The sequence below is a fragment of the Sphingomonas sp. SP5 genome (assembly GCF_058313455.1).
This window is the reverse complement of the sequence record NZ_JBZFLF010000002.1, coordinates 350,936-374,318: the sequence shown is the minus strand read 5'-3', so window position 1 is coordinate 374,318 and position 23,383 is coordinate 350,936. Positions and strand designations below refer to the sequence as shown.

At 69.1% G+C, this 23,383-nt stretch carries 29 protein-coding genes; 13 read left to right on the top strand and 16 right to left on the bottom strand.

All coding sequences use genetic code 11. The annotated features are described in order from the left end of the window. Window positions 1–7 precede the first annotated feature (7 nt). From AC4GY7_RS05605 to AC4GY7_RS05595, 3 genes are all read right to left on the bottom strand, one after another. Entirely contained in the window at window positions 8–1,465 is a 1,458-nt protein-coding gene (locus tag AC4GY7_RS05605) for a L,D-transpeptidase family protein (protein ID WP_491112415.1), read from the bottom strand. Window positions 1,466–1,608: 143 nt separating this feature from the next. Continuing rightward, the gene (locus tag AC4GY7_RS05600; RefSeq protein WP_443584565.1) at window positions 1,609–3,102 is read right to left on the bottom strand and encodes a replicative DNA helicase; all 1,494 of its coding nucleotides are present in this window, start codon (window positions 3,100–3,102) and stop codon (window positions 1,609–1,611) included. Between the two features lie 126 nt (window positions 3,103–3,228). Then, a complete protein-coding gene (locus AC4GY7_RS05595; RefSeq protein ID WP_491112413.1) occupies window positions 3,229–3,885 on the bottom strand; it encodes a hypothetical protein in 657 nt (218 codons plus the stop codon). A 182-nt stretch (window positions 3,886–4,067) separates the two neighbouring features. Between AC4GY7_RS05595 and AC4GY7_RS05590 the strand changes: the two genes are divergently transcribed. From AC4GY7_RS05590 to AC4GY7_RS05575, 4 genes are all read left to right on the top strand, one after another. Further along, a complete protein-coding gene (locus tag AC4GY7_RS05590; protein WP_491112411.1) occupies window positions 4,068–5,180 on the top strand; it encodes a helix-turn-helix transcriptional regulator in 1,113 nt (370 codons plus the stop codon). A 68-nt stretch (window positions 5,181–5,248) separates the two neighbouring features. Next, window positions 5,249–5,731, top strand: coding sequence for a UPF0262 family protein (locus tag AC4GY7_RS05585; RefSeq protein WP_491112410.1), 483 nt, complete (start codon window positions 5,249–5,251; stop codon window positions 5,729–5,731). Then, window positions 5,731–6,408 (top strand): GH25 family lysozyme, encoded by a 678-nt coding sequence (locus tag AC4GY7_RS05580; RefSeq protein ID WP_491112408.1) that lies wholly within the window; start codon window positions 5,731–5,733, stop codon window positions 6,406–6,408. Before AC4GY7_RS05585 ends, AC4GY7_RS05580 begins: the two co-directional genes overlap by 1 nt. Continuing rightward, window positions 6,405–6,854: a cytidine deaminase gene (locus AC4GY7_RS05575; RefSeq protein WP_491112407.1), complete on the top strand. Its 450-nt coding sequence runs from the start codon at window positions 6,405–6,407 to the stop codon at window positions 6,852–6,854. The genes AC4GY7_RS05580 and AC4GY7_RS05575 overlap by 4 nt, the downstream gene beginning before the upstream one ends. A gap of 11 nt (window positions 6,855–6,865) precedes the next feature. Here the strand turns inward: AC4GY7_RS05575 and AC4GY7_RS05570 are convergent, their stop codons facing one another. The 5 genes from AC4GY7_RS05570 to AC4GY7_RS05550 form a co-directional block, all read right to left on the bottom strand. Next, window positions 6,866–7,459, bottom strand: coding sequence for an exopolysaccharide biosynthesis protein (locus AC4GY7_RS05570; protein WP_491112406.1), 594 nt, complete (start codon window positions 7,457–7,459; stop codon window positions 6,866–6,868). Between the two features lie 248 nt (window positions 7,460–7,707). Next, on the bottom strand, window positions 7,708–8,832 hold the full coding sequence (locus AC4GY7_RS05565) for an RcnB family protein (protein WP_491112405.1): 1,125 nt from the start codon (window positions 8,830–8,832) through the stop codon (window positions 7,708–7,710). Window positions 8,833–8,958: 126 nt separating this feature from the next. Next, window positions 8,959–9,441: a GAF domain-containing protein gene (locus AC4GY7_RS05560; protein WP_491112404.1), complete on the bottom strand. Its 483-nt coding sequence runs from the start codon at window positions 9,439–9,441 to the stop codon at window positions 8,959–8,961. Between the two features lie 34 nt (window positions 9,442–9,475). After that, a complete protein-coding gene (gene arfB / locus AC4GY7_RS05555) occupies window positions 9,476–9,901 on the bottom strand; it encodes an alternative ribosome rescue aminoacyl-tRNA hydrolase ArfB (protein ID WP_491112402.1) in 426 nt (141 codons plus the stop codon). Window positions 9,902–9,914: 13 nt separating this feature from the next. Further along, window positions 9,915–10,559, bottom strand: coding sequence for an RluA family pseudouridine synthase (locus AC4GY7_RS05550; RefSeq protein ID WP_491112401.1), 645 nt, complete (start codon window positions 10,557–10,559; stop codon window positions 9,915–9,917). Between the two features lie 48 nt (window positions 10,560–10,607). Here AC4GY7_RS05550 and AC4GY7_RS05545 point away from each other — a divergent pair, with 48 nt between their 5' ends. The 4 genes from AC4GY7_RS05545 (at window position 10,608) to AC4GY7_RS05530 (ending at window position 13,889) form a co-directional block, all read left to right on the top strand. Further along, entirely contained in the window at window positions 10,608–11,390 is a 783-nt protein-coding gene (locus AC4GY7_RS05545; protein ID WP_491112400.1) for a M15 family metallopeptidase, read from the top strand. Between the two features lie 154 nt (window positions 11,391–11,544). Continuing rightward, on the top strand, window positions 11,545–13,038 hold the full coding sequence (locus tag AC4GY7_RS05540; RefSeq protein WP_491112399.1) for a sensor histidine kinase: 1,494 nt from the start codon (window positions 11,545–11,547) through the stop codon (window positions 13,036–13,038). Window positions 13,039–13,175: 137 nt separating this feature from the next. Next, window positions 13,176–13,376 (top strand): hypothetical protein, encoded by a 201-nt coding sequence (locus AC4GY7_RS05535; RefSeq protein ID WP_443584554.1) that lies wholly within the window; start codon window positions 13,176–13,178, stop codon window positions 13,374–13,376. Between the two features lie 297 nt (window positions 13,377–13,673). Further along, window positions 13,674–13,889, top strand: coding sequence for a hypothetical protein (locus tag AC4GY7_RS05530; protein ID WP_443584553.1), 216 nt, complete (start codon window positions 13,674–13,676; stop codon window positions 13,887–13,889). A gap of 48 nt (window positions 13,890–13,937) precedes the next feature. On the opposite strand, the gene AC4GY7_RS05525 is transcribed toward AC4GY7_RS05530, so the two are convergent. Genes AC4GY7_RS05525 through trmB form a run of 3 tightly spaced genes read right to left on the bottom strand, consistent with a single transcriptional unit; the run spans window position 13,938 to window position 15,177 of the window. Beyond that, entirely contained in the window at window positions 13,938–14,183 is a 246-nt protein-coding gene (locus AC4GY7_RS05525; RefSeq protein ID WP_491112398.1) for a hypothetical protein, read from the bottom strand. A 36-nt stretch (window positions 14,184–14,219) separates the two neighbouring features. Then, window positions 14,220–14,441: a hypothetical protein gene (locus tag AC4GY7_RS05520; protein ID WP_491112397.1), complete on the bottom strand. Its 222-nt coding sequence runs from the start codon at window positions 14,439–14,441 to the stop codon at window positions 14,220–14,222. A 55-nt stretch (window positions 14,442–14,496) separates the two neighbouring features. Continuing rightward, window positions 14,497–15,177, bottom strand: coding sequence for a tRNA (guanosine(46)-N7)-methyltransferase TrmB (gene trmB / locus AC4GY7_RS05515; RefSeq protein WP_491112396.1), 681 nt, complete (start codon window positions 15,175–15,177; stop codon window positions 14,497–14,499). 67 nt (window positions 15,178–15,244) lie between these two features. Between trmB and AC4GY7_RS05510 the strand changes: the two genes are divergently transcribed. From AC4GY7_RS05510 to AC4GY7_RS05500, 3 genes are read left to right on the top strand one after another with little or no spacing between them, the layout of a single operon-like run. Continuing rightward, window positions 15,245–16,051: a formate/nitrite transporter family protein gene (locus AC4GY7_RS05510; protein ID WP_491112395.1), complete on the top strand. Its 807-nt coding sequence runs from the start codon at window positions 15,245–15,247 to the stop codon at window positions 16,049–16,051. Further along, the gene (locus tag AC4GY7_RS05505; RefSeq protein ID WP_491112393.1) at window positions 16,048–16,629 is read left to right on the top strand and encodes a phosphatase PAP2 family protein; all 582 of its coding nucleotides are present in this window, start codon (window positions 16,048–16,050) and stop codon (window positions 16,627–16,629) included. The genes AC4GY7_RS05510 and AC4GY7_RS05505 overlap by 4 nt, the downstream gene beginning before the upstream one ends. A gap of 57 nt (window positions 16,630–16,686) precedes the next feature. Continuing rightward, the gene (locus tag AC4GY7_RS05500) at window positions 16,687–17,031 is read left to right on the top strand and encodes a PilZ domain-containing protein (RefSeq protein ID WP_443584548.1); all 345 of its coding nucleotides are present in this window, start codon (window positions 16,687–16,689) and stop codon (window positions 17,029–17,031) included. A 59-nt stretch (window positions 17,032–17,090) separates the two neighbouring features. On the opposite strand, the gene metK is transcribed toward AC4GY7_RS05500, so the two are convergent. Both metK and lnt read right to left on the bottom strand, forming a co-directional pair. Continuing rightward, a complete protein-coding gene (metK, locus tag AC4GY7_RS05495; RefSeq protein ID WP_491112391.1) occupies window positions 17,091–18,308 on the bottom strand; it encodes a methionine adenosyltransferase in 1,218 nt (405 codons plus the stop codon). 42 nt (window positions 18,309–18,350) lie between these two features. Further along, entirely contained in the window at window positions 18,351–19,892 is a 1,542-nt protein-coding gene (gene lnt / locus AC4GY7_RS05490) for an apolipoprotein N-acyltransferase (protein ID WP_491112390.1), read from the bottom strand. Between the two features lie 97 nt (window positions 19,893–19,989). Between lnt and AC4GY7_RS05485 the strand changes: the two genes are divergently transcribed. After that, on the top strand, window positions 19,990–20,424 hold the full coding sequence (locus AC4GY7_RS05485) for a VOC family protein (protein WP_491112389.1): 435 nt from the start codon (window positions 19,990–19,992) through the stop codon (window positions 20,422–20,424). Next, entirely contained in the window at window positions 20,421–20,723 is a 303-nt protein-coding gene (locus AC4GY7_RS05480) for a polyhydroxyalkanoic acid system family protein (RefSeq protein ID WP_443584544.1), read from the top strand. The genes AC4GY7_RS05485 and AC4GY7_RS05480 overlap by 4 nt, the downstream gene beginning before the upstream one ends. A gap of 28 nt (window positions 20,724–20,751) precedes the next feature. On the opposite strand, the gene AC4GY7_RS05475 is transcribed toward AC4GY7_RS05480, so the two are convergent. The 3 genes from AC4GY7_RS05475 to wrbA form a co-directional block, all read right to left on the bottom strand. After that, window positions 20,752–21,285: a response regulator transcription factor gene (locus AC4GY7_RS05475; RefSeq protein WP_491112388.1), complete on the bottom strand. Its 534-nt coding sequence runs from the start codon at window positions 21,283–21,285 to the stop codon at window positions 20,752–20,754. Next, on the bottom strand, window positions 21,282–22,565 hold the full coding sequence (locus tag AC4GY7_RS05470) for an ATP-binding protein (RefSeq protein WP_491112805.1): 1,284 nt from the start codon (window positions 22,563–22,565) through the stop codon (window positions 21,282–21,284). Before AC4GY7_RS05470 ends, AC4GY7_RS05475 begins: the two co-directional genes overlap by 4 nt. Window positions 22,566–22,727: 162 nt before the next feature. After that, window positions 22,728–23,330: an NAD(P)H:quinone oxidoreductase gene (gene wrbA / locus AC4GY7_RS05465; RefSeq protein ID WP_491112387.1), complete on the bottom strand. Its 603-nt coding sequence runs from the start codon at window positions 23,328–23,330 to the stop codon at window positions 22,728–22,730. Window positions 23,331–23,383 lie beyond the last annotated feature (53 nt).

The window sequence follows — 23,383 nt, the reverse complement described above, 5'->3', positions numbered from 1 at the left end:
GTTCCCCTTACCGTGCCGCGACCATCTGGCGTGCCGAACGCGCCTCGATCTTCGCCGCCAGCGTCGCGTCCCATCCGTACGGATCGTCACGGAAGTTCATCTGGCCGTTGCCGCTCGCAAAGGCCGTCCAATAGAGCAGGAACACCGACACCGGCTGCGGCAGCCGCGCGCGCACCGTATCGCCCTTGTCGACCGCGGCGGCGATCGCCTCCGGCGTCCAGGCGGGATCGCCCTTCAGCAGCAGGTCGGCGAGATCGGCGGGCTTTTCCAGCCGCACGCAGCCATGGCTCGCCAACCGGCTGAAGCTCGCGAACTTGGCCCTCGCCGGCGTATCGTGCAGGTAGACGGAAAAGGCGTTGTCGAAATCGAATTTATAGCGGCCGAGCGCGCTCTGGTCGCCCGCCCGCTGCTGCAGACGCGTGCCGTCGATCACGCGAAATCCGTTGCGCTTCAGATAGCCCGGGCTCTTCTTTTCCTTCGGCCACAGTTCCTTGGTGGCGATGGAGGTCGGTACGTTCCACGGCGGATTGATGACGATGCTGTGGATCGTCGAGGATAGCATCGGCGTCTCGTCGCCCGGCCGCCCGGTCACCGCGCGCATCGACATCACCGGCTGGTCGCCGTCGAACACGGTCAGCACCGCCGCGGCGACATTCACCTGGATGCGATCCTTGGGCAGTTCCTGCGGCAGCCAGCGCCAGCGCTCCATGTTCGCCATGATCTGGCGCACGCGCGCGGTCGCCGGCACGTTGAGCGCGGCCAGCGTCTGCCCCGCCACCGTGCCGGTGGGGTTGAGGCCATAGCGCCGCTGCGCCCGCCGCACGGCATCGACCAGCTTGGCATCGAAGGTGGCGCCGGTGGTGGCGACGTCCTTGTCCTCCACCGCCAGCCGCTGGCGGAGCGCGATCACCCGCGCACCGCTGGCACCGAAGGCGAGGTCGGGGCCTGCCGCCAGCGTCGGCCAGCCGCCGTCCGCGGCGATGGCGCGATACCGCTCCAGCCCCGCCTTCAACCCGTCGTAACCGGCATAGGGCGGCGGCAGGGAAGCGAACCAGGCCGCGATCCGATCCTGCCGCACCGCATCGGCAAAGCCGGGCAGCGGATCGAACATCGGCGGGCGCAGGCCCCAGTCGCGCTGGAAATCATCCTCCGCCAGCCGTCCGGCATGCACCGCGCGGGCGTAATCCAGCGCATCGCGCACCAGCCGCTCACGCCCGGCGGCATCGAGCGGCGGCGGCGCGACCAGGGTGAGACCCTGCGCCATGGCGCGCGCGGGCAGCAGCGTGGCAAGCTGCGCCGCCTGCGCCTCGGTCAGTTGCGGCAGCGCCACCGTCTGGATCATCGGCGGCACGGTGACGGCCGGCGCAACCTGCGGCACGACCTGCGCGGGTGCCGCGACCTGCGCGCCCACCGCCGTCGGCGCGAGCATCGCCGCCATCGTGACCATCGCAATCTTACGGTTCATCATAATCCCCTGAGGCATCGTCCGCCGTTCGCATCGTCCACCTCGCTCTAGGCTGAACGAGCCGCGGATGACACTGGCGAGATGCGGAATTTTGCTTTTCCTACACCGTCATCCGGCGTTCGGCGGATGACCGCAGCGGGGCATCAATAGCCGGCGTAGTCGCTGAACTTGGTGATCGTCGGGTCGAACTTCAGCACCACCTTGCCGGTCGCGCCATGGCGCTGCTTGGCGACGATCATCTCGGCGAGGCCATAAACGCGCTCCATGTCGCTCGCCCATTTGGCGTGGTCCTCGAACACCTTGGCTTCGTCGCCTTCCATCGGCCGCTTGGGTTCGCGCTGCGCGGTGTAATAATCCTCGCGGAACACGAACCACACCATGTCGGCGTCCTGCTCGATCGATCCCGATTCGCGCAGGTCGGACAGCATCGGGCGCTTGTCCTCGCGGCTTTCCACCGCGCGGGAGAGCTGCGACAGCGCCAGCACCGGCACGTTCATGTCCTTGGCCAGCGTCTTGAGCCCGCGCGAGATTTCCGAAATCTCCTGCACGCGGTTCTCCTTTCCGCCCTTGCCGCCGCTGGTAAGCAGCTGGAGGTAGTCGACGACGACCAGGCCGATCTGGTTGTTGTGCCGCCGCTGCAACCGCCGCACGCGGGTGTGCAGCGCGCTGATGCTGAGGCCGCCGGTATCGTCGATGAACAGCGGCAGCGTCTCCAGCTCCGCCGCCGCCGCGGCGAGCTGCGCGAACTCGGCCTTGCTGATCTTGCCCATGCGCAGGGATTCCGAGCTGATCTGCGATTGTTCGGCAAGGATACGCGTCGCCAGCTGGTCGGCGCTCATTTCGAGGCTGAAGAAGACGACCTTCGCCCCCACCGATTCGCTCGGCGGGATGCCGTCCGCCATGTCGCGCATCCAGCGCCGCGCGGCGTTGAAGGCGATGTTGGTGGCGAGCGAGGTCTTGCCCATGCCCGGACGCCCGGCGAGGATCATGAGATCGCTGTGGTGCATGCCGCCGATCTTGGCGTTGACGCTGTCGAGCCCCGTGGTGACGCCCGACAGGTTGCCGCCCGAATTGAGCGCACGCTCGGCCATCTTGACCGCCATGGTGGTGGCCTGTGCGAAGGTCTTGGTGGAATTCTCGACCACGCCGTCGCCGGCGACCTTGTAGAGTTCCTCTTCCGCCGCCTCGATCTGCGCGCGCGGATTGACCTCTTCCGACGTGTCCATCGCCCGCTCGACCAGCGTGCGCCCGACGCTGACGAGGGCGCGCAGCATGGCGAGGTCGTAGATCTGCGTCGCGAACTGCCGCGCGCCGATCAGTCCCGCGCCCGACCCGGTCAGGCTGGCGAGATAGGCCGGCCCGCCCAGCTCACGCATCCCCTCGTCCGCCTCGAACATCGGCCGCAGCGTGACGGGCGTCGCCAGCATGTCGTTGACCCGCAGCGTCTTGATCGCGGCAAAGATGCGGCCGTGGACGGGTTCGTAGAAATGCGCCGGCTCCAGCCGGTCGACCAGATCGTCGGCGAGTCGATTGTCGATCATCATCGCGCCCAGCATCGCGGCTTCGGCCTCGACGTTGCGGGGCAGCTGGAGGGGTTCGGCGGGGGCCGCCGGAATCGGAAATGCGAGAGTGGCCATGACATGCCCCATAGCGCAACTGGGCGGCTTGTGGGATGCCGATGCGGTTCGGGTCGTCGCAACTGCCCCGCCGTCCGCCGGGGCGACCGGCCGGCACGCGATCCTGACGCGCGCCGGCCGATCAGGTCAGAAGCGCCAGCCCAGCGACAGCTGCACCACCGGCCAGATCTTCACCTTGTCCACATCGTCCTGCAGCGTCAGCCGCTCGCGCTCCAGCGACGCCTGGAACCCGGCGTTGCCACCGATTGGGCCGCTGGCGCGAAAGTCCTTCAACCGATAGGCGCCCTGGAACAGCACGCCGCTATCCAGCCCGAAGAAGAAGCCGCGTCGGTTCTTGCCGGCCCAGCCCAACGTCAGCATCGGCGACAGCCGGTTCGGCGTCGCCCGCCCGGTCAGCGTCCCCACCTGCGCTGCGGCGTAAGCGGTATTACCGATCTCGACGGTGGACGATGCCGCGGGCGTCGCCGCAATGAGGATGCGGTTGTTGTTGACCCGCGCTCCCCCCGACAGGCGAAAGTGACCGCCGAACGGATACACGTCCACCGTGCCCCCGAACGAATTCAGCCGCAGCTTGCCGTCATAGCTGAGATCGTCGGATTCATAGCTGCCCCCCACACCGAGGAACGTCGCGCTGCCGCGTAAGCCGACATGGTCGGACAGGCGGATACCCACCTCCGGCCCGATGCCCAGCGTGCCCGCGGTCACCGCCGCCTGGACCCGGCTGCCCCCCTCGCCGTCCTGCGCGGCGACCGGTGCGGTGACGAGCGCCAGCAGCACCGCCATGCCGGCTTTGATTCCCCTAGACATTGGCTTCAATCCCCCTTTGGTCATGACGCAGCCCCTCCCCTGCCTGTGCCGGAAGGCCCACGTCCGCTCCTCTTGTTTCATGGCCGGATCGGACGCATCACCCGTTTGAGGTACGGGCCACATGCGCAACGCAACTCGCCACACGGGGGACATCGAACATGGACGATGAGCAACGGCTCGCCCGATCCTTCTGGCGGGCGGCGTGCGGGGAGGCCGACTGGCAGGCCTCGTTGAGCGATCTGACGCGGTCGGTGAACGCCCGCTGCGGCCACATGGCGCCGCTCGACCCGCTGTCGGGCCTCTCCGCCTCGGTCTTCTCCGGCCTGTCGGCGGCTGATATCGCCGATTTCGTCACCCGCCGCGCCTACCACCCCGCCGTCAATCCCAGGGTCGCCGCGGGTCTCTCTGCCCCCCTGGGCCGCTGCATTGCCGATGAGGATGTCATGACCCCGCGCGCAAAGCGCGATCATCCGCTGTTTCGCGAATTGTTTCGTCCGACCGGCACCTCACAGGCGCTCATGATCCGGCCGCTGGTGGACGGCGCGGGGATGCCCGCCTTGGCGCTCGCCTTTATGCGTCCCGAAGAGGCAGGGCCCGTCACGGCCGCCGAACGCGGGCGGCTCGAACGGCTCGCACCGGCGATCGGCAGCGCCGCCGCCATCGCCATGCGCTTCGGCGGCCGCGCGCGGGACGCGGTGCTGGCCGCGCTCGACAGCCGTGGCGATGCGGTCTTCGCGCTCGACATGAACCGGCGGCCGATCGCGATGACCGAGCCGGCGGAGGCCATGCTGCGACAGGGCGAGCACCTGAACCTCCGCTGGGGATCGCTGCGCGCCTGCGATGCGCACAGCGAGCGCGCGCTCGCCGACGCATTCGGACAGGCGGTCGGCTTCGTCGGCGGCGGGCGTACCGCTGCCTGCGTCGTCCTGCGGCATCCCGATGAGGCGAAGCCGGCGCTGGTCGCCCGCATCGGCCCGGTGCCCGATCGCGTCGGTCCCTTTTCCTCGACCTGTGCGCTTCTCATCGTCGCATCCGCAACGGGCGAGGATGACGCGGCGGGCCGGACGTTGCTGGCCGACCTGTTCGGCTTCACGCCGGCCGAGGCAGCGGTGGCGATCGCGATCGCAGCCGGCCTGTCCCCCAAGCAGATCGCCGCGGATCGCCGCCTTTCGCCGGCGACGATCCGCACGCAGCTGCGGTCCGCGATGGCCAAGGCTGGGGTGAAGCGCCAATCCGCGCTGGTCGCGATCGTCGCCGCCGCCCGGCGCTGAGCGCGCCGTGGCCGCCTGCCGCCCCGGCTCGGATTGTGGCAGGGCTCCAACCCGACTATCGCAACATCATGGCCGACCCGCGGATCATCGACGTGCACCTGGACGAGCACAGCATCGGCTGGCGTTCGGCCGATGTCGAGCAGGAACGGCGGATCGCGATCTTCGACCTGCTGGAGGGCAATCACTTCGCCCCGCAGCGCGTCCATCCCGACGGTTATGCCGGTCCCTACCGCATCAAGCTCGAATCGGCGGAGGGCAGGCTCGGCATCCACATCCACCGCGACGATGACACCCATCTCGAGACGCTGGTGCTGGCGCTCGGCCGCTTTCGCCGGCCGATCAAGGATTATTTCGCGATTTGCGATAGTTACTATCAGGCGATACGGGCCTCCACCCCGCAACAGATCGAGACCGTCGACATGGCCCGCCGTGCCATCCACAATGATGCCGCCCAGCTTCTGAAAGATCGCCTGGAAGGCAAGATCGACGTCGATTTCGACACCGCGCGCCGCCTCTTCACGCTGATCTGCGTGCTGCACCTGCGCGGCTGATGGCCTACGGACTCCTCAAGGCGGCAGGCGTGCTCGTCGCCGCCGGCGCGCTCGGCATCGGCGGCTGGGCATTCGCCACCCACTGGGCGCCCAAGGCCAGCCAATATCCGCTGCAGGGCCTCGACCTCGGTGAGAATCCCGGCGAGGTCGAATGGGGCACCGTGCGCGCACGCGGCGCCGATTTCGCCTATATCGTCGCGACCTCGGGCGCCGATCGCCGCGCGCCGACGTTCGAGGCGAACTGGGCCGCCATACCGGAAGCCGGCCTGCGCCGCGGCGCCGTGCATCTCTTCTCGCTGTGCCAGCTGGCCGCCGATCAGGCCAATGCCTTCAACGCCTTCGTACCGCGCGCCGTCGATGCGCTGCCCGCCGCGGTCGACGTCAGCTATCGCGAGGATTGCACCGCACGCCCCGACCGCGCCGTGCTGGTCGGCGAGCTGGCCACCTTCGTCCGCATGGTGGAGGCGCACACCCGCAAACCGGTGCTGCTGCGCCTGACCAAGGCGGTGGAACGTGATTACCAGCTGACCGCCGCGATCGATCGCCCGGTATGGGCGGTCGCCAACCTCTTCCCCCCAGCCTATGCCGCGCGGCCTTGGCGGATGTGGCGCGCGAGCGACATCCGCCGGGTCGATGGCATCGAAGGCCCCGTCAATTGGGACGTCGTCGCACCATGAGCCAGGAAGCCACCCGCCTGATCGCCGCCGCGCGCGAGGCCGCGACCCGCGCGCATGCCCCTTATTCACGCTTCGCGGTCGGCGCCGCATTGCTGATGACCGACGGCAGCCTCGTCACCGGCGCCAACGTGGAAAATGCGAGCTACGGCCTGTCGCTCTGCGCCGAGACGGTCGCCATCGCGACCGCCAGCGCGGCGGGCCGCCTGCGCGAAGTCGTCGCCGTCGGCGTGATCGGCGGTGCGATGGACGCGGACGGCCGCGCGACCGGTACCGCCCCGGTCAGTCCCTGCGGCCGCTGCCGCCAGATCCTGAACGAAGCCGCCCAGCTCGGCGGCCGCGACCTCATCGTCCATTGCGGCGCGGCAGAAGGCGACGCGATCGCCAGCTATCGCCTGTCGGAGCTGCTGCCGCAGGCGTTCGGGCCGGCGGATCTGGGGATCGGCTGATCGCTACTGCGTCAGCCTGCGCTGACGGCCAGTCCGACGCCCACTGCTATCGCGACCCCTGCGAACGCGATCGCCGCGATCATCACCGCGCCATCGCGCACCATCAGCGCCAGGCCGAACGTCGCGATGGCCGCCATCGGCGCGGTGGTGGCGAGCGGCAGCAGTTCCAGCGGCGGTACGGTCAAGGCGAGTAATATGCACGCGACCGCAGCGACGCGCACAGCCGGTCCTCGGGTGAGCGCGGGCAAGCGACCATGGAACCAGCGATCGGCCCAAGCTGCAGGCTTGCGCGCCTTGCCGGTCGCCTTGCGCACCGTGGCGCTTGCCACCGAACGTCGCTTCAGGACAGCCGGCAACCACAGGTGATCGCGACCCAGTGCCAGTTGCACCGCCACGAGCACGATCATCGCGGCCAGCAGCGAAGGCAGACCGGGGATCGCGCCGATCGGCGATATGTCGATCAGCGCAGGCAACAGCAGGAACGGCCCGAACGACCGGCTGCCGAACGCCTCGACCGCATCGCCCAGGGCAACGCGTTCCTGCTGTTCCGACAGGTCGTCCAAGGCCTTCAGGATATCGCCGATGCTGCCGGGACCATCTGCCATGGCAGGCAAACGGAGAGGCATGATCCCGGTTCCGGACAGCGGAGGCGCTCACCCTGCCTGCGCGACCATGCCACGACTGCATCGTACGATCCGTGGCTGACGCAGTGCAACCATCGTGCCGATCGTCACCACCCGCTTTCTACCTGCCCCAGGCACGACAATGCCGCCCTGCGGGAGTTCGTGCAGGGCGGCATCGCCTCGGCCCCAAGGGGCCGCCCCCCGAGCAAGGGGTTAGAGGTTCGCGCGCGTCAGCGGCAGGCGCACTTGGGTGCGGGGCGCCAGACACGGCGGGTCTTGGTGCGGACCGCCGCCGGCTTGCGCACGTAGGTGACCGCATCCTCGTAGATGTCCGTGGTGGTCGTGGTCACCACCGGCGCGGTCTGCACGACGACGGTCGTGGTGGAGGCGCCGGGATAGTAATAGCCGCCGCGATAATAGCCGCCGGCGCCGCTGGTCGTCGTCACCGTGGTGGTGCCGTCTGCCGAGCGCCACACCGGGTTGCCCGGCGCATAGCCGACGGGCGGCGGCGGCGGAGGAGGAGGTAGCGGCGCGACGTCCGGCGCGACGGGCACGTCGTAGCCGCGGTCGTATTCGCGATAGGCGGGCGGCGGGGGCGGCGCCCGGCGATCCTCGGCGCGATCGATCGCATAGCCTGCGGCGGCACCGACCCCGGCGCCGATCAGCGTGCCGCCCAGCCGGTTGCCTCGTCCGGCGATCAGGTTGCCGGCTACGCCACCGACCACCGCGCCCGCCACGGCACCGCCGGCGCCATCGTCGCGACGCGCGACGCGCGCGTCATACCGGCGATCATCGTAGCCCCGATCGTCATAACCCCGATCGTCGTAATAACCCTCTGCATCGCCGGCATAGCCGTCGTCGTAGCGGTCCCAATCGATACCGGCGCGGGTGTCGTACACCGAGCCGCGTCCGTCGACGAGCACGGCATCATCGTAATAGCGCACCCAGTTATAGCCATAGGCGGGCTGCGTCAGGCCATAGGCCTGCCAGTCGGTGACGTAGAAGCGCGGTGCCACCCAGTAGCTTGGCAGAGCCCAGCCGCGATACGGCCGGCGGTAGGCCGACCAACCGCCCGGCGCATTGGCGCCGCCCCACCAGCGGCCGCCGACCTTGCTGCCCCAGCGCGGCTGCCCCTGATGGACGACCGGCGGTCGGACGCCACCCCCGCCACGCGGCGCCTGCCAGCCGGTGCCCTGCCAACCGCCGCCGCGCCGAACCACGGGAGCAGGGGCCATGCCCTGCCCCGGCACGCCGTAGCTCGCCCCCGGGCCATGGGCGACGACGCGTTGCTGCGCGTCGGCCCCACCGGACGCTACCAGCGCCAGCCCGGCCGTCGCGATCAACAGATAACGCATCGTCTTCTCCCTGCAGCCGGCGCCCCTGCCCCGCACCAACAGTTAACAAACTATTGATGAAAGCTGTATCACCGCCGGCCGGGAGTCGCCAGAGCGCCGCCACGGCACGCCCTGTCCCGTTTCGGATCAGCCGATCCGATCGGCGAGCAGCGCCGCCAACACCTCGCAGCCTGCCGCGTCCTCTGCGTCGAACCGGGCGGGCTCGGGGCTGTCGAGATCGAGGACGGCGATCACCGCGCCATCCCGCACGATCGGCACCACCAGTTCCGACCGGCTCGCCGCATCGCAGGCGATATGGCCCGGAAAGGCATGCACGTCCTCGACCACTTGCGTGCTGCCCGTCGCCGCCGCCGTGCCGCAGACGCCCTTGCCCATCGCGATCCGGATGCAGGCCGCCTTCCCCTGGAACGGCCCGAGCACCAGCTCATCGCCGATCACGCGATAGAAGCCGGCCCAGTTGAGGTCGGGCAGATACTGCCACACCAGCGCGGCGACATTGGCCATGTTGGCGATGCCGTCGGGCTCGTCCGCGGTGAGCGCATCGAGCGCAGCGTGGAGGTCGCGGTACAAATCGGCTTTGGAGCCGGCGGAAATGTCGAACTGGTACATGCCCGCGATGTAGGCGCCCGCAGCGCCCGCGTCATCAATCCTCGCGTACCCGGCCGCGCCCCGCCTTCACCGCGCTACGCCCCTTCTTTGCGTCGACCCGCTTCGCCTTGGCGGCGCGGCTCGGCTTGGTCGGGCGGCGTGCCTTGGGAACGATGGTCGACTCGCGGATCAGCGCGACCAGCCGTTCGCGCACGTCGCGCCGGTTCATCTCCTGCGACCGCGCGCCCTCACCCCGCAGCGTCAGCACGCCTTCCTTGCTCAGCCGCGATCCTGCCAGCACGCTCATCCGCCGCTTGACCGCGTCGGGCAGGTTGCGCGATCCCCAGACGTCGAAGCGCAGCATCACCGCGCTGTCGGTGGTGTTGACATGCTGCCCGCCCGGACCGGAGGCGCGGGTGAAGCTTTCCTCCAGTTCGCGCTCGTCGATCGCGATCGTGCGGGTGACGGGGATCAGCGGCACCGCCTGCCCTGCCCTATCGCGGCCAGGCGCCGAACCGGTCGGGCAGCGGCGCCTCGGCCCGGATCGGGTCCTTGCCATCGCGCGGCACGGTCAGCGCGGCCGCGTGCAGCAGCATGCCGCCCGCTTCGCCCGCGCCATAGACGGGGTCGCCGACTACCGGCAGGCCCAGCCCAGTCGCAGCGTGCACGCGGATCTGGTGCGTCCGCCCCGTCGTCGGCCGGAACTCGACGAGCGCGCGGCCATCCTGACGGGCAATCACCTGCCACGCGGTACGCGCCGCCTTGCCCGCCGGATCGGCGACGATCCGCCACCCCGCCTCACGCGTGCTCACCTTGCCGAGCGACAGGTCGATCACGCCCTCCTCGCGATCGGGGACGCCGGCGAGGACGGCGAGGTAGCGCTTTTCCACCGCGCCGCGCTCGAACGCCTGCTGGAAGCGGGCATGCGCCTTGGGGTTGCGCGACAGCAGCAGGCAGCCGCTGGTATCGCGATCCAGCCGGTGCACCGGTACCGGCCAGCGCCGGAAGCCGAACTTCAGGGAATCAAGATGGTTTTCCAGGCTCAAGGAGCCGTCGCGGGGCGGATCGACCGGCAGCCCGGCGGGCTTGTCGATCACCAGGGCCTCGCCGTCGAGGAACAATACGCGGTCACCGTGCATGCGAAACGCCTTGCCACTCCCCGCCGCTTGGCGCCAGAGGCAGCGGCGATGCGCCGGCTCCTCCCGTTCCCCGTCTTCCCGTTTATCGTCCTGCTGCCCCTCGCCACGCCCGCCGCTGCGCAGGTCTGCGCCGGGGCCGCGGCCAGCATGGCGCGCGACGGCCGCCTCTACGGTCACCTGCCCTATGGCGACGCGCCGCCGGGCGATCTGGTGCCGGCCCCCGCCGGCTTTGCGCTGCACGGCTGCCTGCTCCGCCGGGACGTGATCCCCGATCTCGAACGGCTGCTCGCCGCGGCCAAGGGCGATCCGGCGGTCGAGGGGCAGCTGCGCGCCCTCTCCTGCCATCGTTCGATCATCCAGCAGGCGAGCGTCTTCTGCCGCGAGCATCCCGATGCCGCGACCGATGCCGACGCCACCCGCGCGATCTCCGTCGCGCCGCCCGGTCATAGCGAGCATTCGAGCGGTTACGCTCTAGATTTCGCGGTCCGCCCAGCGAGGGGCTGCCCCGACGCGGAGGCGTGCATGGCAGCAAGCCCCGCCGCGCGCTGGCTGGTTCGCAACGCACCCCGGTTCGGCTTCGAGATGTCCTTTCCCGGCGGCAACCGCCAGAACGTCAAGTGGGAGCCATGGCATTGGCGCTGGGTCGGCACCAGCGCGAGCGCCCCCGGCGCGGCGCGCGCCCGCTTCCTCTTCGCCAAGGCGCGGACCCGCTTTCCTGCCGATCCCGCCGTCGACCCGACGGTGACGATCCTGCGGGTGACGCCGCCTGCCTTCATCACCGTTCCGGCCTGGGTCGCCCCCAAGCCACCGCGCGGCAAGCGCCGTCGCTGATCCGCAGCGCAACGAAAAAGCCATTGCGGCGCCTTGCCTTGGATTATCATCGCACCGTGGGACCGTGCTATACGGATGCGTCCCGTGTGCCGTCCGCCCGGCGAAAAGGCTCAGCGATGATCGTCCGCCTGCAACCTTCCCATCTCGCCGCGTCATGAACGCCGACCGGTCCGATACCGCGCCAACGCCGCCACCAGACGACCATGCCACGGCCGAACGCATCGCCGCGCTGCAGGCCAGTCGCGACCTGCTGCGCGCGACGATGGATGCCTCCACCGACATGATCCAGGTGTTCGAGGCGGTGCGCGACCAGGCCGGCACGATCATCGATTTCCGCTGGGTGCTGAACAACCATGCCGCCGAGGCGCATTACGGCGAGGTACGCGGCCAACGCCTGCTGGAGCGCAATCCCGGTGTCGTCGCGGAAGGTATCTTCGCAGCCTTCTGCCGGGTCACCGAAACCGGCATCGCCGAGCAGGCGGAGCGGCACTACGTCCACGAACAGTTCGACGGCTGGTTCTTCCAGTCTGTCGTCAAGCTGGGCGACGGCGTCACCACTACGACCAAGGATATCAATGGCTGGAAAGCCTCGCAGGCCGAGGTCCTGCGCCTCCAGCACGAAATGTCGAGCAACCGCCTCGCCGAAAGCGAGAGCCGCCTTGCCGCCATCTTCGCCAACGCGCCGGCCGGCCTGTCGGAGATCACGCCCGATGGCCAGTTCGTGCGCGTGAACGCGGAACTGTGCCGCATCCTCGGCCGGTCGCGCGAGGCGCTGCTGCGCTCGACCATCATCGACGTCACGCATCCCGACGACGTCGAACCCAGCCTGGCGGTGCTGCGCGAGGCGGCGGCGACATGGCGATCGGGCACGCTCGACAAACGGTACCGGCGGCCCGACGGATCGGAGGTGTGGGCCAGCAGCACCGTATCGCTGCTGCCGCAGTGGGACGGTGAGTCGCGACGCTTCCTGATCGTCACCGCCGATCTCACCGCGCGGCGGCAGGCGGACGAGGCGATCCGCCGCAGCGAAGCACGTCAGCGCGTGCTGGTGGCGGAGCTGCAGCACCGCACCCGCAACCTGATGGGCGTGGTGCGCGCCATCGCCGACAAGACCGCGCGGGCGAGCACGGACCTCAAGGATTTCCTGGCACGCTATCGCGACCGGCTGGACGCGCTCACCCGGGTGCAGCGCCTGCTGTCGCGCACCGACGAGATCACGCGCGTAACCTTCGACGAACTCGTCCGCACCGAACTCGACGCGGTCGGCGGCGGTCTCGATCGCGTCACGCTCGACGGGCCGGCGGGTGTCGCCCTGCGATCGTCCACGGTGCAGGTGCTGGCCATGGCGCTCCACGAGCTGGCGACCAACGCCGTGAAATACGGCGCGCTCGGCCAGCCGCAGGCACGGCTCGTTATCCGCTGGCGCCTGGGTGGAGCCGCGGCGGACGGGCGCCCGTTGCTGCACGTGGACTGGCGGGAACAGGGCGTGACGATGCCTGCCGCCACGGGGCGGCGAACGAGTGGTCAGGGCCGTGAGCTGCTGGAAAAGGCCCTGCCCTACCAACTGGATGCCCAGACCAGCTATGCGATCGGCGAGGATGGCGTCCACTGCACGATCGCGCTGCCCGTGTCCCATCGCAGGCGCTGAGCGGCTATCGACCGCCCGGGCGCAGCGGGCAGCGGCCCGACATGGGACAACACCCGGATTCTACTGTCCGAACGCCGGTTTCACATGAACCATTGCCGCCCAGCTGATTTGATACCGATCAGCAACGAGGCCTTATGATGACGATCAAGCCATGCGAGCAATGCTTTACCGTCGCCGCGGAAGAAGGCCATGTCCTCGTCGAGGGGCAACACGGCCTTGCCGCCACGCTCACGCCCGAGGCCGCGATCGACAGCGCGGACCGGATGCTGGAGGAAGCCTCCACCGCGCTCGGCCAGCGGACCATGGCGCGTGTGAAGCGCGAGGTCGAACGCCGTTAGCGCTGAGTGTCGACACGGAACATAGCTTTGCGCCAGCGCCTCAGAAGCCGTTGCGGATCACCCGCCATCACCGCCTCAAACGCTGCCACCAGCTTTCGCGCGTCGCCCTCCGCCAGCGATCGGAGCCGGAGGAACGGCGGGCGCGGCGATCGGGCGGGCGGCGGGCCATGGCGCGTCATCGGCCGTGCCGGGTGCATGGGCGGTGAACAACCTCGCGTGATCGTCAGCTATCCTGTCGGGCCGGTATCGCGCCGCCTGCTCGCTTGCCCGTCCGACCGAAGGCCCTACATAGGCGGGATGGAACGCGACGACGTGGAATATTTGCGCAAACGCGAGGCCGACGAACGCGCCGCGGCCGATGCCGCAGCGTGCATGGCGCGGACGGCGCACGAGGATCTGGCGGACGAATATGCCGACCGTGCGGAGTTGCTGGCGCAGCAGGCAACCGAGAGCGAAGCGCAATTGGCCGCACTCCTCCACCGCATCGACGGCGACGCGGCACCACGAAGCTGACGGGACGCTGCGGCAGATCGGCGGCAATCCGCTATCTGACGGCCGTGACTATCGTCTGGTGATTGGTACCGAGGCTCGCGCAGGGGTCCGCAGCGGTTCCGACGGGGGCTGGTCCCCCGCCGGTTCGTCGAGCCGCGTGGCGTAGAGGCGCCGCAGGATCAGCGCCAGATCGCGCTCGGTGAGCCGCGACGCCGGATCGATCATCATCCCCTCCGGCAGGGGCTCTACCCATGCGGCGAGCCGGTTGCAGGCCGCCCCCAGCTCGGGATCGAAGCTATCGTCGAAGTCGGCCATCGCCTCACCCCCTGCCATGAAGATCGGACGCGGCGATCATCGGACGCCGAACCCTGCCCTGCTGCCTTCGCCATTGTCGGTCCGGTCACGCCCGGCCAGCACATTCTCCAGCTCGGCGAGGCTATGCGGCACGTCGAGGTGCTGCGCGCCCAGGAACAGGCGTGTGCCCTCGGCCTGCGGGACGGCATGGGTGAGCTTGTCGATATCCACCAGCGCCTTGCCGTCGGGCAGCATCTCGATCTGAACGAACCGCATCATCGTCTCCCCTGCCGAAGCGGCAGTCGCCGTTACATAGGTGGCGACTCCGGCCGTGCTACTGCCGGATATACCGGAAATACCACACCTCGTGCCCCTGCCGGCGTGCCTTGCGCTCGTAGCGCGTCTCCGGCCAGTCGTCGGGGCGGGTCAGGAAGTCGGCGGACTCGCGTGCGGTCCAGGCGAAGTCGCGACGCTGGTTCAACACCATCATCGACCAGCGGCAATAGGTCGGATCGTCGGTGCCCAGCCGGAATTCCGCGCCCGGCTTCAGCTTGGCGGCGATGGCATCGAGCGGTCCGTGGTTGACCATGCGGCGCTTGGCGTGACGCGCCTTGGGCCAGGGATCGGGATGGAGCAGGTAGACGCGGCTGAGGCTGGCGTCGGGCAGGCGTTCGATCACGTCCAGCGCATCGCCCATGTGCAACCGCACGTTGGCAAGGCCGCCGTCCCGGATATGGCCCAATGCGCCGACGACGCCGTTGAGGAACGGCTCGCAGCCGATGAAACCGGTGTCGGGACGCATCGCCGCCTGGCCGGCGAGATGCTCGCCCGCCCCAAAGCCGATCTCCAGTTCCAGCGGCCGATCCGCGCCGAACAGCCGCGCCGCGTCGAGCGGTCCCGCTTCGGGCACGCTGACCGCGGCCAGCGAGTCCTCAACGAGCGCCGCCTGCCCGGCACGCAGTTTGTGACCTTGGCGGCGGCCGTAGAGGCGGCGGATGGTGACGGGATCGTTCATGCGCGCGGGCCTTAAACTGCAAAGCGCGCGGGAGCAAAGCGGGCGGGTGAACCGTTGCACCGCCGAAATGGCCGATACTGATTCCGACGACGACCTCAAGGCAGCCGATGCCAAGGACCTGCACCGCACAGTGCGCGAGGAGGGCGAGGAGGAATTACGCCGCCCCGCCATGTCGCTGTTCTGGTCGGGGCTGGCGGCGGGCGTCGCGATCAGCGTGTCGCTGCTGGCGGAGGCGGCGCTGCATGCCGGCCTGCCCGACGCCCCGTGGCGGGAGCTGGTCGTCGGGCTGGGTTATCCGGTCGGCTTCCTCGTCGTGATCCTCGGGCGGATGCAGCTGTTCACCGAGAGTACGATCACCGCCATGCTGCCGCTGGTGACGCGGCCGTCCACTTGGGCGCTGATGAAGACGCTGCGGCTGTGGGGCATCGTGCTCGGCGCCAACCTGATCGGCACCGCCATCGCCGCGCTGGCACTCGCTACGGGGGTGCTCGGCGACGCGACGTTGCGCAACGCGGCGCTGGCGGTTTCGGCGCATGTTACCGAGCTGTCCGCGGGGCGGACGCTGGTGAATGCGGTGCCTGCCGGGTTCATGATCGCGATCCTCGCCTGGGCGCTGCCCAATGCGCGCAGCCAGAGCGTGCTGGTCATCAGCATCTTCACCTATGTGCTGACGGTCGCCGGCTTCAGCCATTCGATCGTCGGGTCCGACCAGGCGTTTCTGTTGATGTTCACCGGGCGGACCGGTGTGTGGCAGACGCTGATGGAGATCATCGCGCCGGCGGTGCTCGGCAATCTGATCGGCGGTGCGGGCATCTTCGCCCTGCTCGCCCATGCCCAGGTCCGCGGCGAGATGCCCGAAGGAGACGAGCGTTGAAGAAGAAGGCGAAGAAGGCGGCCAAGGCGCTGGCGCGGGCCGACCGGGACACGACCCATGACGCCGCTCGGCACCGCGACCGGCTGCCGGTGCGCGTCGCCGGTTTCCTGGCCGAGGTCGCCGACCAGCCGCAGCTCATCACCGCCTCCGTCGGCACCATCGCGGCGGGGCTCGTCGGCCGCCGGCCCGATCTGGTGCGCGGCGGCGCGCGGATGCTTGCCGCCCACCTGCTCGCCACCGCCGCCAAGACCGCGATCAAGCGATCGATCGACCGCACCCGCCCGGAAAAGGCGCTGGAGGACGGCCGCCACCGGTTCACCTCAGGCGAAAGCCACGATCACGCGCTCAATTCCTTTCCGTCGGGCCATACCGCCGGCGCCGTGGCGGTGGCGCGCGCCGCCTCGCGCGAGATCGACGGTGTCGCCGCTCCGGCCGCACTCGGCGTCGGCGCGGTAGCCGCGGTCCAGCCGGTGGCGGGCAACCACTACCTGTCGGACGTGATCGTCGGCGGGGCGATCGGCTGGGCGGCCGAGGCGCTGGTGGATGCCGCGTTCGAGCGTTTCGCGCCGCGTCGTTGATCGGCGCGTTTTTACCCAACGTTTACCGCTCCGCGTCAGAAACGGACCGAGCCAGCCATGATCGAAACACCGGAATCCTCGCGCGAAAAGCGCAACAGCGTCATCGTCCGCGCCGCGGTCTATCTGCCTGACGGCAGCCATTCGGAGCGGCGGGTGCGCAACCTGTCGCGCTCGGGCGCCTGCATCGAGCATGACGGCGACGTGCGCAGCGGCACCACCGTCCTCCTCCAGATGGGGCGATTGGACGACCTGACGGCCGACGTGGTCTGGGTCCGCGATCGGCTTGCCGGCCTGCGCTTCCACGAGGCGGTCGACCTCGACGAGGCGCGCAAGTCGCGCGGCATCGCCGTGCCACCGCGCGCGGGTTGGATGACCGAGATGCGCAACGCCTACGGCCGATAAGCGAAACCCTCCCGCGCCCCGGGGCACGAGAGGGTTATGCATTCCAGCGGTGAAGCGCCTCAGGCGACGGCGGACTTCAACGCGTCGACCAGGTCCGTCTTTTCCCAGGTGAACAGGTCGCCTTCCGGCTCGCGGCCGAAGTGGCCGTAGGCGGCCGACTTGACGTAGATCGGCGCGTTCAGCTTCAGGTGCTGGCGGATACCCTTGGGCGTCAGGCGGACGAGTTGCGGCAGCACCGCTTCCAGCTTCGCTTCGTCCACGGTGCCGGTGCCGTGCGTGTCGACATAGACCGACAGCGGCTCGGCGATGCCGATCGCGTAGGAGAGCTGGATGGTGCAGCGCTTGGCGAGGCCCGCCGCGACGACGTTCTTGGCGAGGTAGCGCGCGACATAGGCGGCCGAGCGGTCGACCTTGGTCGGGTCCTTGCCGCTGAACGCGCCGCCGCCGTGCGGGGCGGCGCCGCCATAGGTGTCGACGATGATCTTGCGGCCGGTCAGGCCGGCGTCGCCGTCAGGCCCGCCGATCTCGAACGCGCCGGTCGGGTTGATATAGACCTTGGTCGCGTCGGTGACGAAGCTGTCCGGCAGGACGCTCGTCAGCACGCCCGTCACATAGGCCTTCAGCTCGTCATACTTGGCGGGGTCGGCATTCTGGCCCTGCAGGCAATAGCCCGCCTTGTGCTGGGTCGAGACGACCAGCGCGGTCGCGCGCACCGGCACGCCGTTCTCGTACTGCAGCGTCACCTGGCTCTTGGCGTCGGGCTCCAGGAACGGCGCCTTGCCCGAGTGGCGGTCTGCGGCCATCGTCTCGAGGATCTTGTGGCTGTAATAGAGCGTCGCCGGCATCAGGCCCGGCGTCTCGTCGGTCGCGTAGCCGAACATGATGCCCTGGTCGCCCGCGCCCTCGTCCTTGTTCGAGCCCTCGTCGACGCCCATCGCGATTTCCGCCGACTGGCCGTGCAGGTTGTTTTCGAAGGTGAAGGTTTCCCAGTGGAAGCCCGACTGTTCGTAGCCGATCCGCTTCACCGTCGCGCGGACCGCCGCCTCGATCTCGGCGAGCGCGCCCTCGGCCCATTCGCCGTTCTCGTACACGCCCTTGCAGCGGATCTCGCCCGCCAGCACGACCAGGTTGGTGGTCGTCAGCGTTTCGCACGCGATGCGCGCTTCGGCGTCCTTGGAGAGAAACAGGTCGACGATCGTGTCGCTGATCTGATCGGCGACCTTGTCCGGATGTCCCTCGGATACCGATTCCGAAGTGAAGATGTAATTGCCGCGCATCACTGCCTCATAACGATATAAAGATGCCTTTATATGTCGCTCCTATCGTGGCCTGCGGCGGATGGCAATCGCGGCGGCGAGGAAGGCAAGGCCGACGATCACCGCGGCCCAATTGCCCAGCCGGCTGAACAGCGTCGGGGGCAGCGCCGGCGGCAGCGGCATGGTGATCGCGCCTGCCGTCTCATGTGGCACGGTGGCGAGCAGGGTCCCGTCGGCGGCGATCACCGCGCTGATGCCGGTCGGCGTCGAGCGGACGATCGGCAGCCCCTCCTCGATCGCGCGCATTCGCGCCTGCGCCAGATGCTGCGGCGGTCCCCATTTGCCGAACCAGGCATCGGTGGAGGGATTGAAGATCATCCGCGGCCGGTGCGCTTCATCCACCACGTGGCCGGAAAAGATGATCTCGTAGCAGGTCTGAAAGCCGATCGGCCCGAAACCGGGGATGACCAGCGTGCGCGGTCCCGGCCCGGCGTCGAAGTCGAAATCCCCCGGCACCAGCCGCGCGAGGCCCAGCGGCCGCAGCAGCCAGGGCATCGGCAGATATTCGCCGTAAGGGACCAGATGCGCCTTGTCGTAGCGGCCGACGATCCGCGCTCTGGCATCGATCGCGAACACCGAATTGGACGCGCCCACCACATCGCCCGCCGCGTCGAAGCGCAACGGGGTATGGCCGGTCAGCAGCACGTCGCGGGGGCCGAGCAGTTGCGCCAGCCGCCAGCGGTTGAACAGCGGGCTCTGCCCGTCGTAGATCCAGCGCGGATAGCCGCTCTCCAGATAATCGCGCATGACGCCCTCCGGCCACAACACCAGCCGCGGGAGGGCGCCGGGACGGCCGGACCAGCGGGTCAGCGCCGCCAGCATCAGCTCCTGATCGTTCTCGCCGCGCGCGTCCTGGCCGATGTTGGGCTGGACGACCTGGAGCAGCGGTGCGTCCGGTGCGGCGGCCGGCGCGCGCGTCCACAGTGCCGATACGGCAGCCAGCGCCAGCACCGCTGCAATGCCCGCCGGCAATCGCCAGCGCCGCTGCCCGACGAGCAGCAGCGATACCGCCGCCAGCATCGTCACGCCCGACAAGGCATAGGTGCCGATCCACGCCGAGAGCCGTGCAACGCCGATCACCGGCAGCCAGATCACGCTGATCGGGTCCCAGGCATAGCCGGTGAAGAGCACGCTGCGCAGCCATTCGGTGGCGATCCACGCTGCCGCGAACAGCAGCGCATAGCCCGCGTCCGGCCGCTCCCGCCGCCCGAAGCGCCAAGCGACCGCGCTCGCGAACATTGGGAAGATACCGAGGTACAGCGCCAGTCCGACCGCGGCGAAATAGCCGAGTACCGGCGGCATCTTGTCCTGAAAATCGAAGGCGTGCTGGAACCAGTTGTTGTTGATGGTGAAGTGGCCGACACCCCAGCACCAGCCAATCCACGCCGCATTGCGTAGGGTCGGTGCGCGCTGCACCAGCCAGGCGAGGCCCGCGAGCCCGACCAGAGTCAGCGGCCATAGCTGCCATGGCGCGAACCCCGTGGCGGCGACGGCGCCGAACAGCAGGGCGACTAAGGCGGGACGGCGGGTGAACAACGCGAGCATGCCGCGCGATGTAATGGGGACGCGACGAAAAGTCCTCCCCGGCACGAAGAGGATCTGGACGCTGGCATCGGCGTCGGCCCTCCCCTATCTCAGCCCCATGCCGCTACGCCCGTTCCACCTCGCCTTTCCGGTCCACGATCTTGCCGCCGCGCGCGCCTTCTATGGCGGGACGCTGGGCTGCGCGGAGGGCCGGTCCAGCGACCGCTGGATCGACTTCGACCTGTTCGGCCACCAGATCGTCGCTCATCTCGACCCGGCAGCAGGACCGGCGGGCGTCACCAATCCGGTGGACGGCCACGACGTGCCGGTGCCGCATTTCGGCGTGGTACTGACCATGGCTGACTGGCAGGACTTGAGCGAACGCGTCGCCGCCGCCGGCATCCGCTTCGGCATTGCGCCCCACATCCGCTTCAAGGGCGAGGCGGGCGAGCAGGCGACGATGTTCTTCCACGATCCGTCCGGCAATGCACTGGAGTTCAAGGCGTTCGCCGACGACGCCATGCTGTTCGCGACAGAAAAGGACCCCGCATGACCGCGCCGATCGAGATCAACATCCCCCACCAGCTCGGCAAGCAGGCGGTCCGCGACCGGCTGGACGGCGGCATCGGCAAGATTGGCCGGCTGATCCCCGGCGGCGCGCAGGTCGATCACCGCTGGGAGGGCGACACGATGCACTTTACCGTCGGTGCGATGGGCCAGCAGATCGGCTGCCGCGCTACCGTGTCGGACAGCAACGTCCATGCCATCGTCGACCTGCCCGGCTTCCTGGCACTGTTCGCGGGCAAGATCCGCGACGTGATCCAGCAGGAAGCGCCGAAGCTGCTCAAATAGGGTCGTCCCCCGTACCGGAGAGGATCGATCATCCCATGTGGCGCTTGTCCAGTTTGCGCGCCAGCGTCCGCCGGTGCATGCCGAGGCGCCGCGCCGCTTCGGAGATGTTGAAGTCGGCATCCGCCAGCGTCTGGTGGATATGTTCCCATTCCAGCGTCTTGATCGAGGTCGGCGGAACGGGCGCGATCGTCGCGCCGGCATCGCCGTCGACCCGCGCGAACGCGGCCTCGATATCATCGGTGTTAGCGGGCTTGGTCAGGTAGTTGGTCGCGCCCAGCTTGATCGCCTCCACCGCCGTCGCGATGCTGGCAAAGCCGGTCAGCACGACGATCCGCATCGCCGGATCGAGCGCGTGCAGCGTCGCGACACAGGCGAGACCGGACGCGCCGCCCAGCCGCAGGTCGACCACCGCATGGTCGGGGCGGAAGCGCGAAAACTCCGCCTCCAGCCCGTCGGGTCCCGGCAGCATCGCAACCGTATCGCCACGCCGTTCGAACGAGCGGCCGAGCGTCCGGGCGAAATTGGCATCGTCTTCGACGATCAGCAGCCGCCGGCCGCTCATCGCGATCCCTCCAGCGCCAGGCTGACGAGCGGCAGGCGCAGGATCGTCTCGGCTCCGCCCTCCGGCCGGTTGCGCGCCTGCACGGTGCCGCCGAGCGTCCGCAGCACGTTGGTCGCGAGGAACAGGCCGAGCCCCGCCCCCCGCCGATCCTTGCTGGTGTTATAGGGGCGCCCGAGCGCGGCGAGCACCGCCGCGGGAAAGCCGCTGCCATCGTCCGCCACCGTCAGCACCAGCATCGTCTCCTCCAGCTTCGCGGTCAGCAGGATCGCCGATGCGCCCGCCTCCGCCGCATTGTCGAGCAGGTTGGTCAGCGCCTGCGCCAGGGCGCGATCGGCGACGATGCCGCGATCCTCGCCGAGCCGATCCTCGAAGGTCACCTGACCGGGCCAGCCTGCGACGATGCCACCCAGGAAGCGGCGCAGAGTCGTGCGTTCGGGCGCTTCGCCGGTCACCTCGCCCGCCGCGAACAGGATGCCCGACACGATCGTCTTGCAGCGCATCACCTCTGCCTGCATCTCGTCCACCTCCGCCGCCAGCCGAGGATCGGCACGGATCGCCGCCTCCCCCTTCCAGTCGCCGAGCAGCACCGAGATCGACGACAGCGGCGTACCGAGCTCATGCGCCGCGCCGCTCGCGAGCAGGCCCATGCGGACGATATGGTCTTCCTCGGCGGCGCGCTGGCGCATCGCGGCAAGGTGTGCATCGCGGCTGCGCAGGTTGGCGGCGATGCGGGTGACGAACAGCACCAGCAGCACCGCCGCGAGCACGAAATTGCACCACAGGCCGATGACGTAGACGGGCGACAGCGTCGTCGCGAACCACGGTGGCAGCGCCAGCGGCGGGCTGAGCCACGCCACCAGGCCGAGCGCCAGCGACGTCAGCCCGACCAGCGCCCAGCTCGACCAGGCGTGCAGCAGCACCGCGCCCATCACCACCTGCAACAGGTACAGCGACACGAACGGGTTGCTCGCCCCGCCGCTGAGGTAGAGTTGCACGCTCAGCGCCACCACGTCGCAGGCGAGTGTGCCGAACAGCTGGAAATTGGTCACCGGCCAGTGCGGATGACCCAGCCACGTCATGACGTTGAGCATGACCAGCGCCGCCAGGACCACGATCATCGGCGCGATCGGCAGGCGGATGTCGAGACCGTAATGCACGATCAGGATCGTCGCCAGCTGGCCGCCGACCGCCAGCCAGCGCAACAGCACCAGCAGCCGCATGTTGCGCGCCGCCGCGTCTTCGGGCGCGGGCGGCGGCAGGCGGGGCGGCTGGGTCGACATGCCGCCGGTGTAGGTCGGATCGGCGGGAAGAGCGAGCCGCACCTTCCTTATGTCATCCCGACGCACGTCGAGATCCATGGATACGGTCGGCCGTTGGATCGGCTTGCAACAGACCGATCGGGTCCATGGATCCCGGCGTTCGCCGGGATGACGGGATGCAGCTTACCCTGCCAGCTTCGCTGCGGTTTCGGCGATGCGCTTGCCCTGATAACGGGCGCCGGCGAGTTCCTCTTCGTGCGGCTGGCGCGAACCGTCGCCGCCGGCGATCGTCGTCGCACCATAAGGCGAACCGCCGCGCACCTCGTCGACGCCCATCTGGCCCTGGAAGCCATAGTCCAAGCCGACGATGGTCAGGCCGTGATGCAGCAGATTGGTGATGATCGAAAACAGGGTCGTCTCCTGCCCGCCGTGCTGGCTGGCGGTGGAGGTGAAGGCGCCGCCGACCTTGCCGATCAGCGCACCCTTGGCCCACAGGCCGCCGGTGGTGTCCCAGAAGCTCGCCATCTGGCTCGGCATGCGGCCATAGCGGGTCGGCGCGCCGACGATGATCGCATCGTAGCCGGCAAGTGCGTCGGGGCTCTCAATCAGCGGGTGGGCGGTGTCCGTCTTGAAGTGCGCGGCCTTTACGATCGCCTCGGGCGCCGTCTCGGCGACGCGGCGGATGTCGACCTCGGCGCCGCCCGCACGCGCGCCTTCGGCGACGGCGTCGGCCATCTGCTCGATATGGCCGTAGGACGAGTAATAGAGCACCAGAACCTTGGTCATGCGAACGTCTCCGTGGCTTGAGCGGACCCAGATGGCGGCACGCGGACCGCGGG

Coding starts and splice junctions, on each gene's coding strand:
- AC4GY7_RS05510 (WP_491112395.1), top strand. CDS start 15,245: ATGGCCGATACTGATTCCGACGACGACCTCAAGGCAGCCGATGCCAAG.
- AC4GY7_RS05500 (WP_443584548.1), top strand. CDS start 16,687: ATGATCGAAACACCGGAATCCTCGCGCGAAAAGCGCAACAGCGTCATC.
- AC4GY7_RS05475 (WP_491112388.1), bottom strand. CDS start 21,285: ATGAGCGGCCGGCGGCTGCTGATCGTCGAAGACGATGCCAATTTCGCC.
- AC4GY7_RS05535 (WP_443584554.1), top strand. CDS start 13,176: ATGACGATCAAGCCATGCGAGCAATGCTTTACCGTCGCCGCGGAAGAA.
- trmB (WP_491112396.1), bottom strand. CDS start 15,177: ATGAACGATCCCGTCACCATCCGCCGCCTCTACGGCCGCCGCCAAGGT.
- AC4GY7_RS05585 (WP_491112410.1), top strand. CDS start 5,249: ATGGCCGACCCGCGGATCATCGACGTGCACCTGGACGAGCACAGCATC.
- AC4GY7_RS05595 (WP_491112413.1), bottom strand. CDS start 3,885: ATGGCGGTGCTGCTGGCGCTCGTCACCGCACCGGTCGCCGCGCAGGAC.
- AC4GY7_RS05525 (WP_491112398.1), bottom strand. CDS start 14,183: ATGGCCGACTTCGACGATAGCTTCGATCCCGAGCTGGGGGCGGCCTGC.
- AC4GY7_RS05545 (WP_491112400.1), top strand. CDS start 10,608: ATGCGCCGGCTCCTCCCGTTCCCCGTCTTCCCGTTTATCGTCCTGCTG.
- AC4GY7_RS05560 (WP_491112404.1), bottom strand. CDS start 9,441: ATGTACCAGTTCGACATTTCCGCCGGCTCCAAAGCCGATTTGTACCGC.
- AC4GY7_RS05550 (WP_491112401.1), bottom strand. CDS start 10,559: ATGCACGGTGACCGCGTATTGTTCCTCGACGGCGAGGCCCTGGTGATC.
- AC4GY7_RS05600 (WP_443584565.1), bottom strand. CDS start 3,102: ATGGCCACTCTCGCATTTCCGATTCCGGCGGCCCCCGCCGAACCCCTC.
- AC4GY7_RS05575 (WP_491112407.1), top strand. CDS start 6,405: ATGAGCCAGGAAGCCACCCGCCTGATCGCCGCCGCGCGCGAGGCCGCG.
- AC4GY7_RS05480 (WP_443584544.1), top strand. CDS start 20,421: ATGACCGCGCCGATCGAGATCAACATCCCCCACCAGCTCGGCAAGCAG.
- lnt (WP_491112390.1), bottom strand. CDS start 19,892: ATGCTCGCGTTGTTCACCCGCCGTCCCGCCTTAGTCGCCCTGCTGTTC.
- AC4GY7_RS05470 (WP_491112805.1), bottom strand. CDS start 22,565: ATGTCGACCCAGCCGCCCCGCCTGCCGCCGCCCGCGCCCGAAGACGCG.
- AC4GY7_RS05580 (WP_491112408.1), top strand. CDS start 5,731: ATGGCCTACGGACTCCTCAAGGCGGCAGGCGTGCTCGTCGCCGCCGGC.
- wrbA (WP_491112387.1), bottom strand. CDS start 23,330: ATGACCAAGGTTCTGGTGCTCTATTACTCGTCCTACGGCCATATCGAG.
- AC4GY7_RS05565 (WP_491112405.1), bottom strand. CDS start 8,832: ATGCGTTATCTGTTGATCGCGACGGCCGGGCTGGCGCTGGTAGCGTCC.
- metK (WP_491112391.1), bottom strand. CDS start 18,308: ATGCGCGGCAATTACATCTTCACTTCGGAATCGGTATCCGAGGGACAT.
- AC4GY7_RS05520 (WP_491112397.1), bottom strand. CDS start 14,441: ATGATGCGGTTCGTTCAGATCGAGATGCTGCCCGACGGCAAGGCGCTG.
- AC4GY7_RS05570 (WP_491112406.1), bottom strand. CDS start 7,459: ATGGCAGATGGTCCCGGCAGCATCGGCGATATCCTGAAGGCCTTGGAC.
- AC4GY7_RS05590 (WP_491112411.1), top strand. CDS start 4,068: ATGGACGATGAGCAACGGCTCGCCCGATCCTTCTGGCGGGCGGCGTGC.
- AC4GY7_RS05540 (WP_491112399.1), top strand. CDS start 11,545: ATGAACGCCGACCGGTCCGATACCGCGCCAACGCCGCCACCAGACGAC.
- AC4GY7_RS05485 (WP_491112389.1), top strand. CDS start 19,990: ATGCCGCTACGCCCGTTCCACCTCGCCTTTCCGGTCCACGATCTTGCC.
- AC4GY7_RS05605 (WP_491112415.1), bottom strand. CDS start 1,465: ATGAACCGTAAGATTGCGATGGTCACGATGGCGGCGATGCTCGCGCCG.
- AC4GY7_RS05530 (WP_443584553.1), top strand. CDS start 13,674: ATGGAACGCGACGACGTGGAATATTTGCGCAAACGCGAGGCCGACGAA.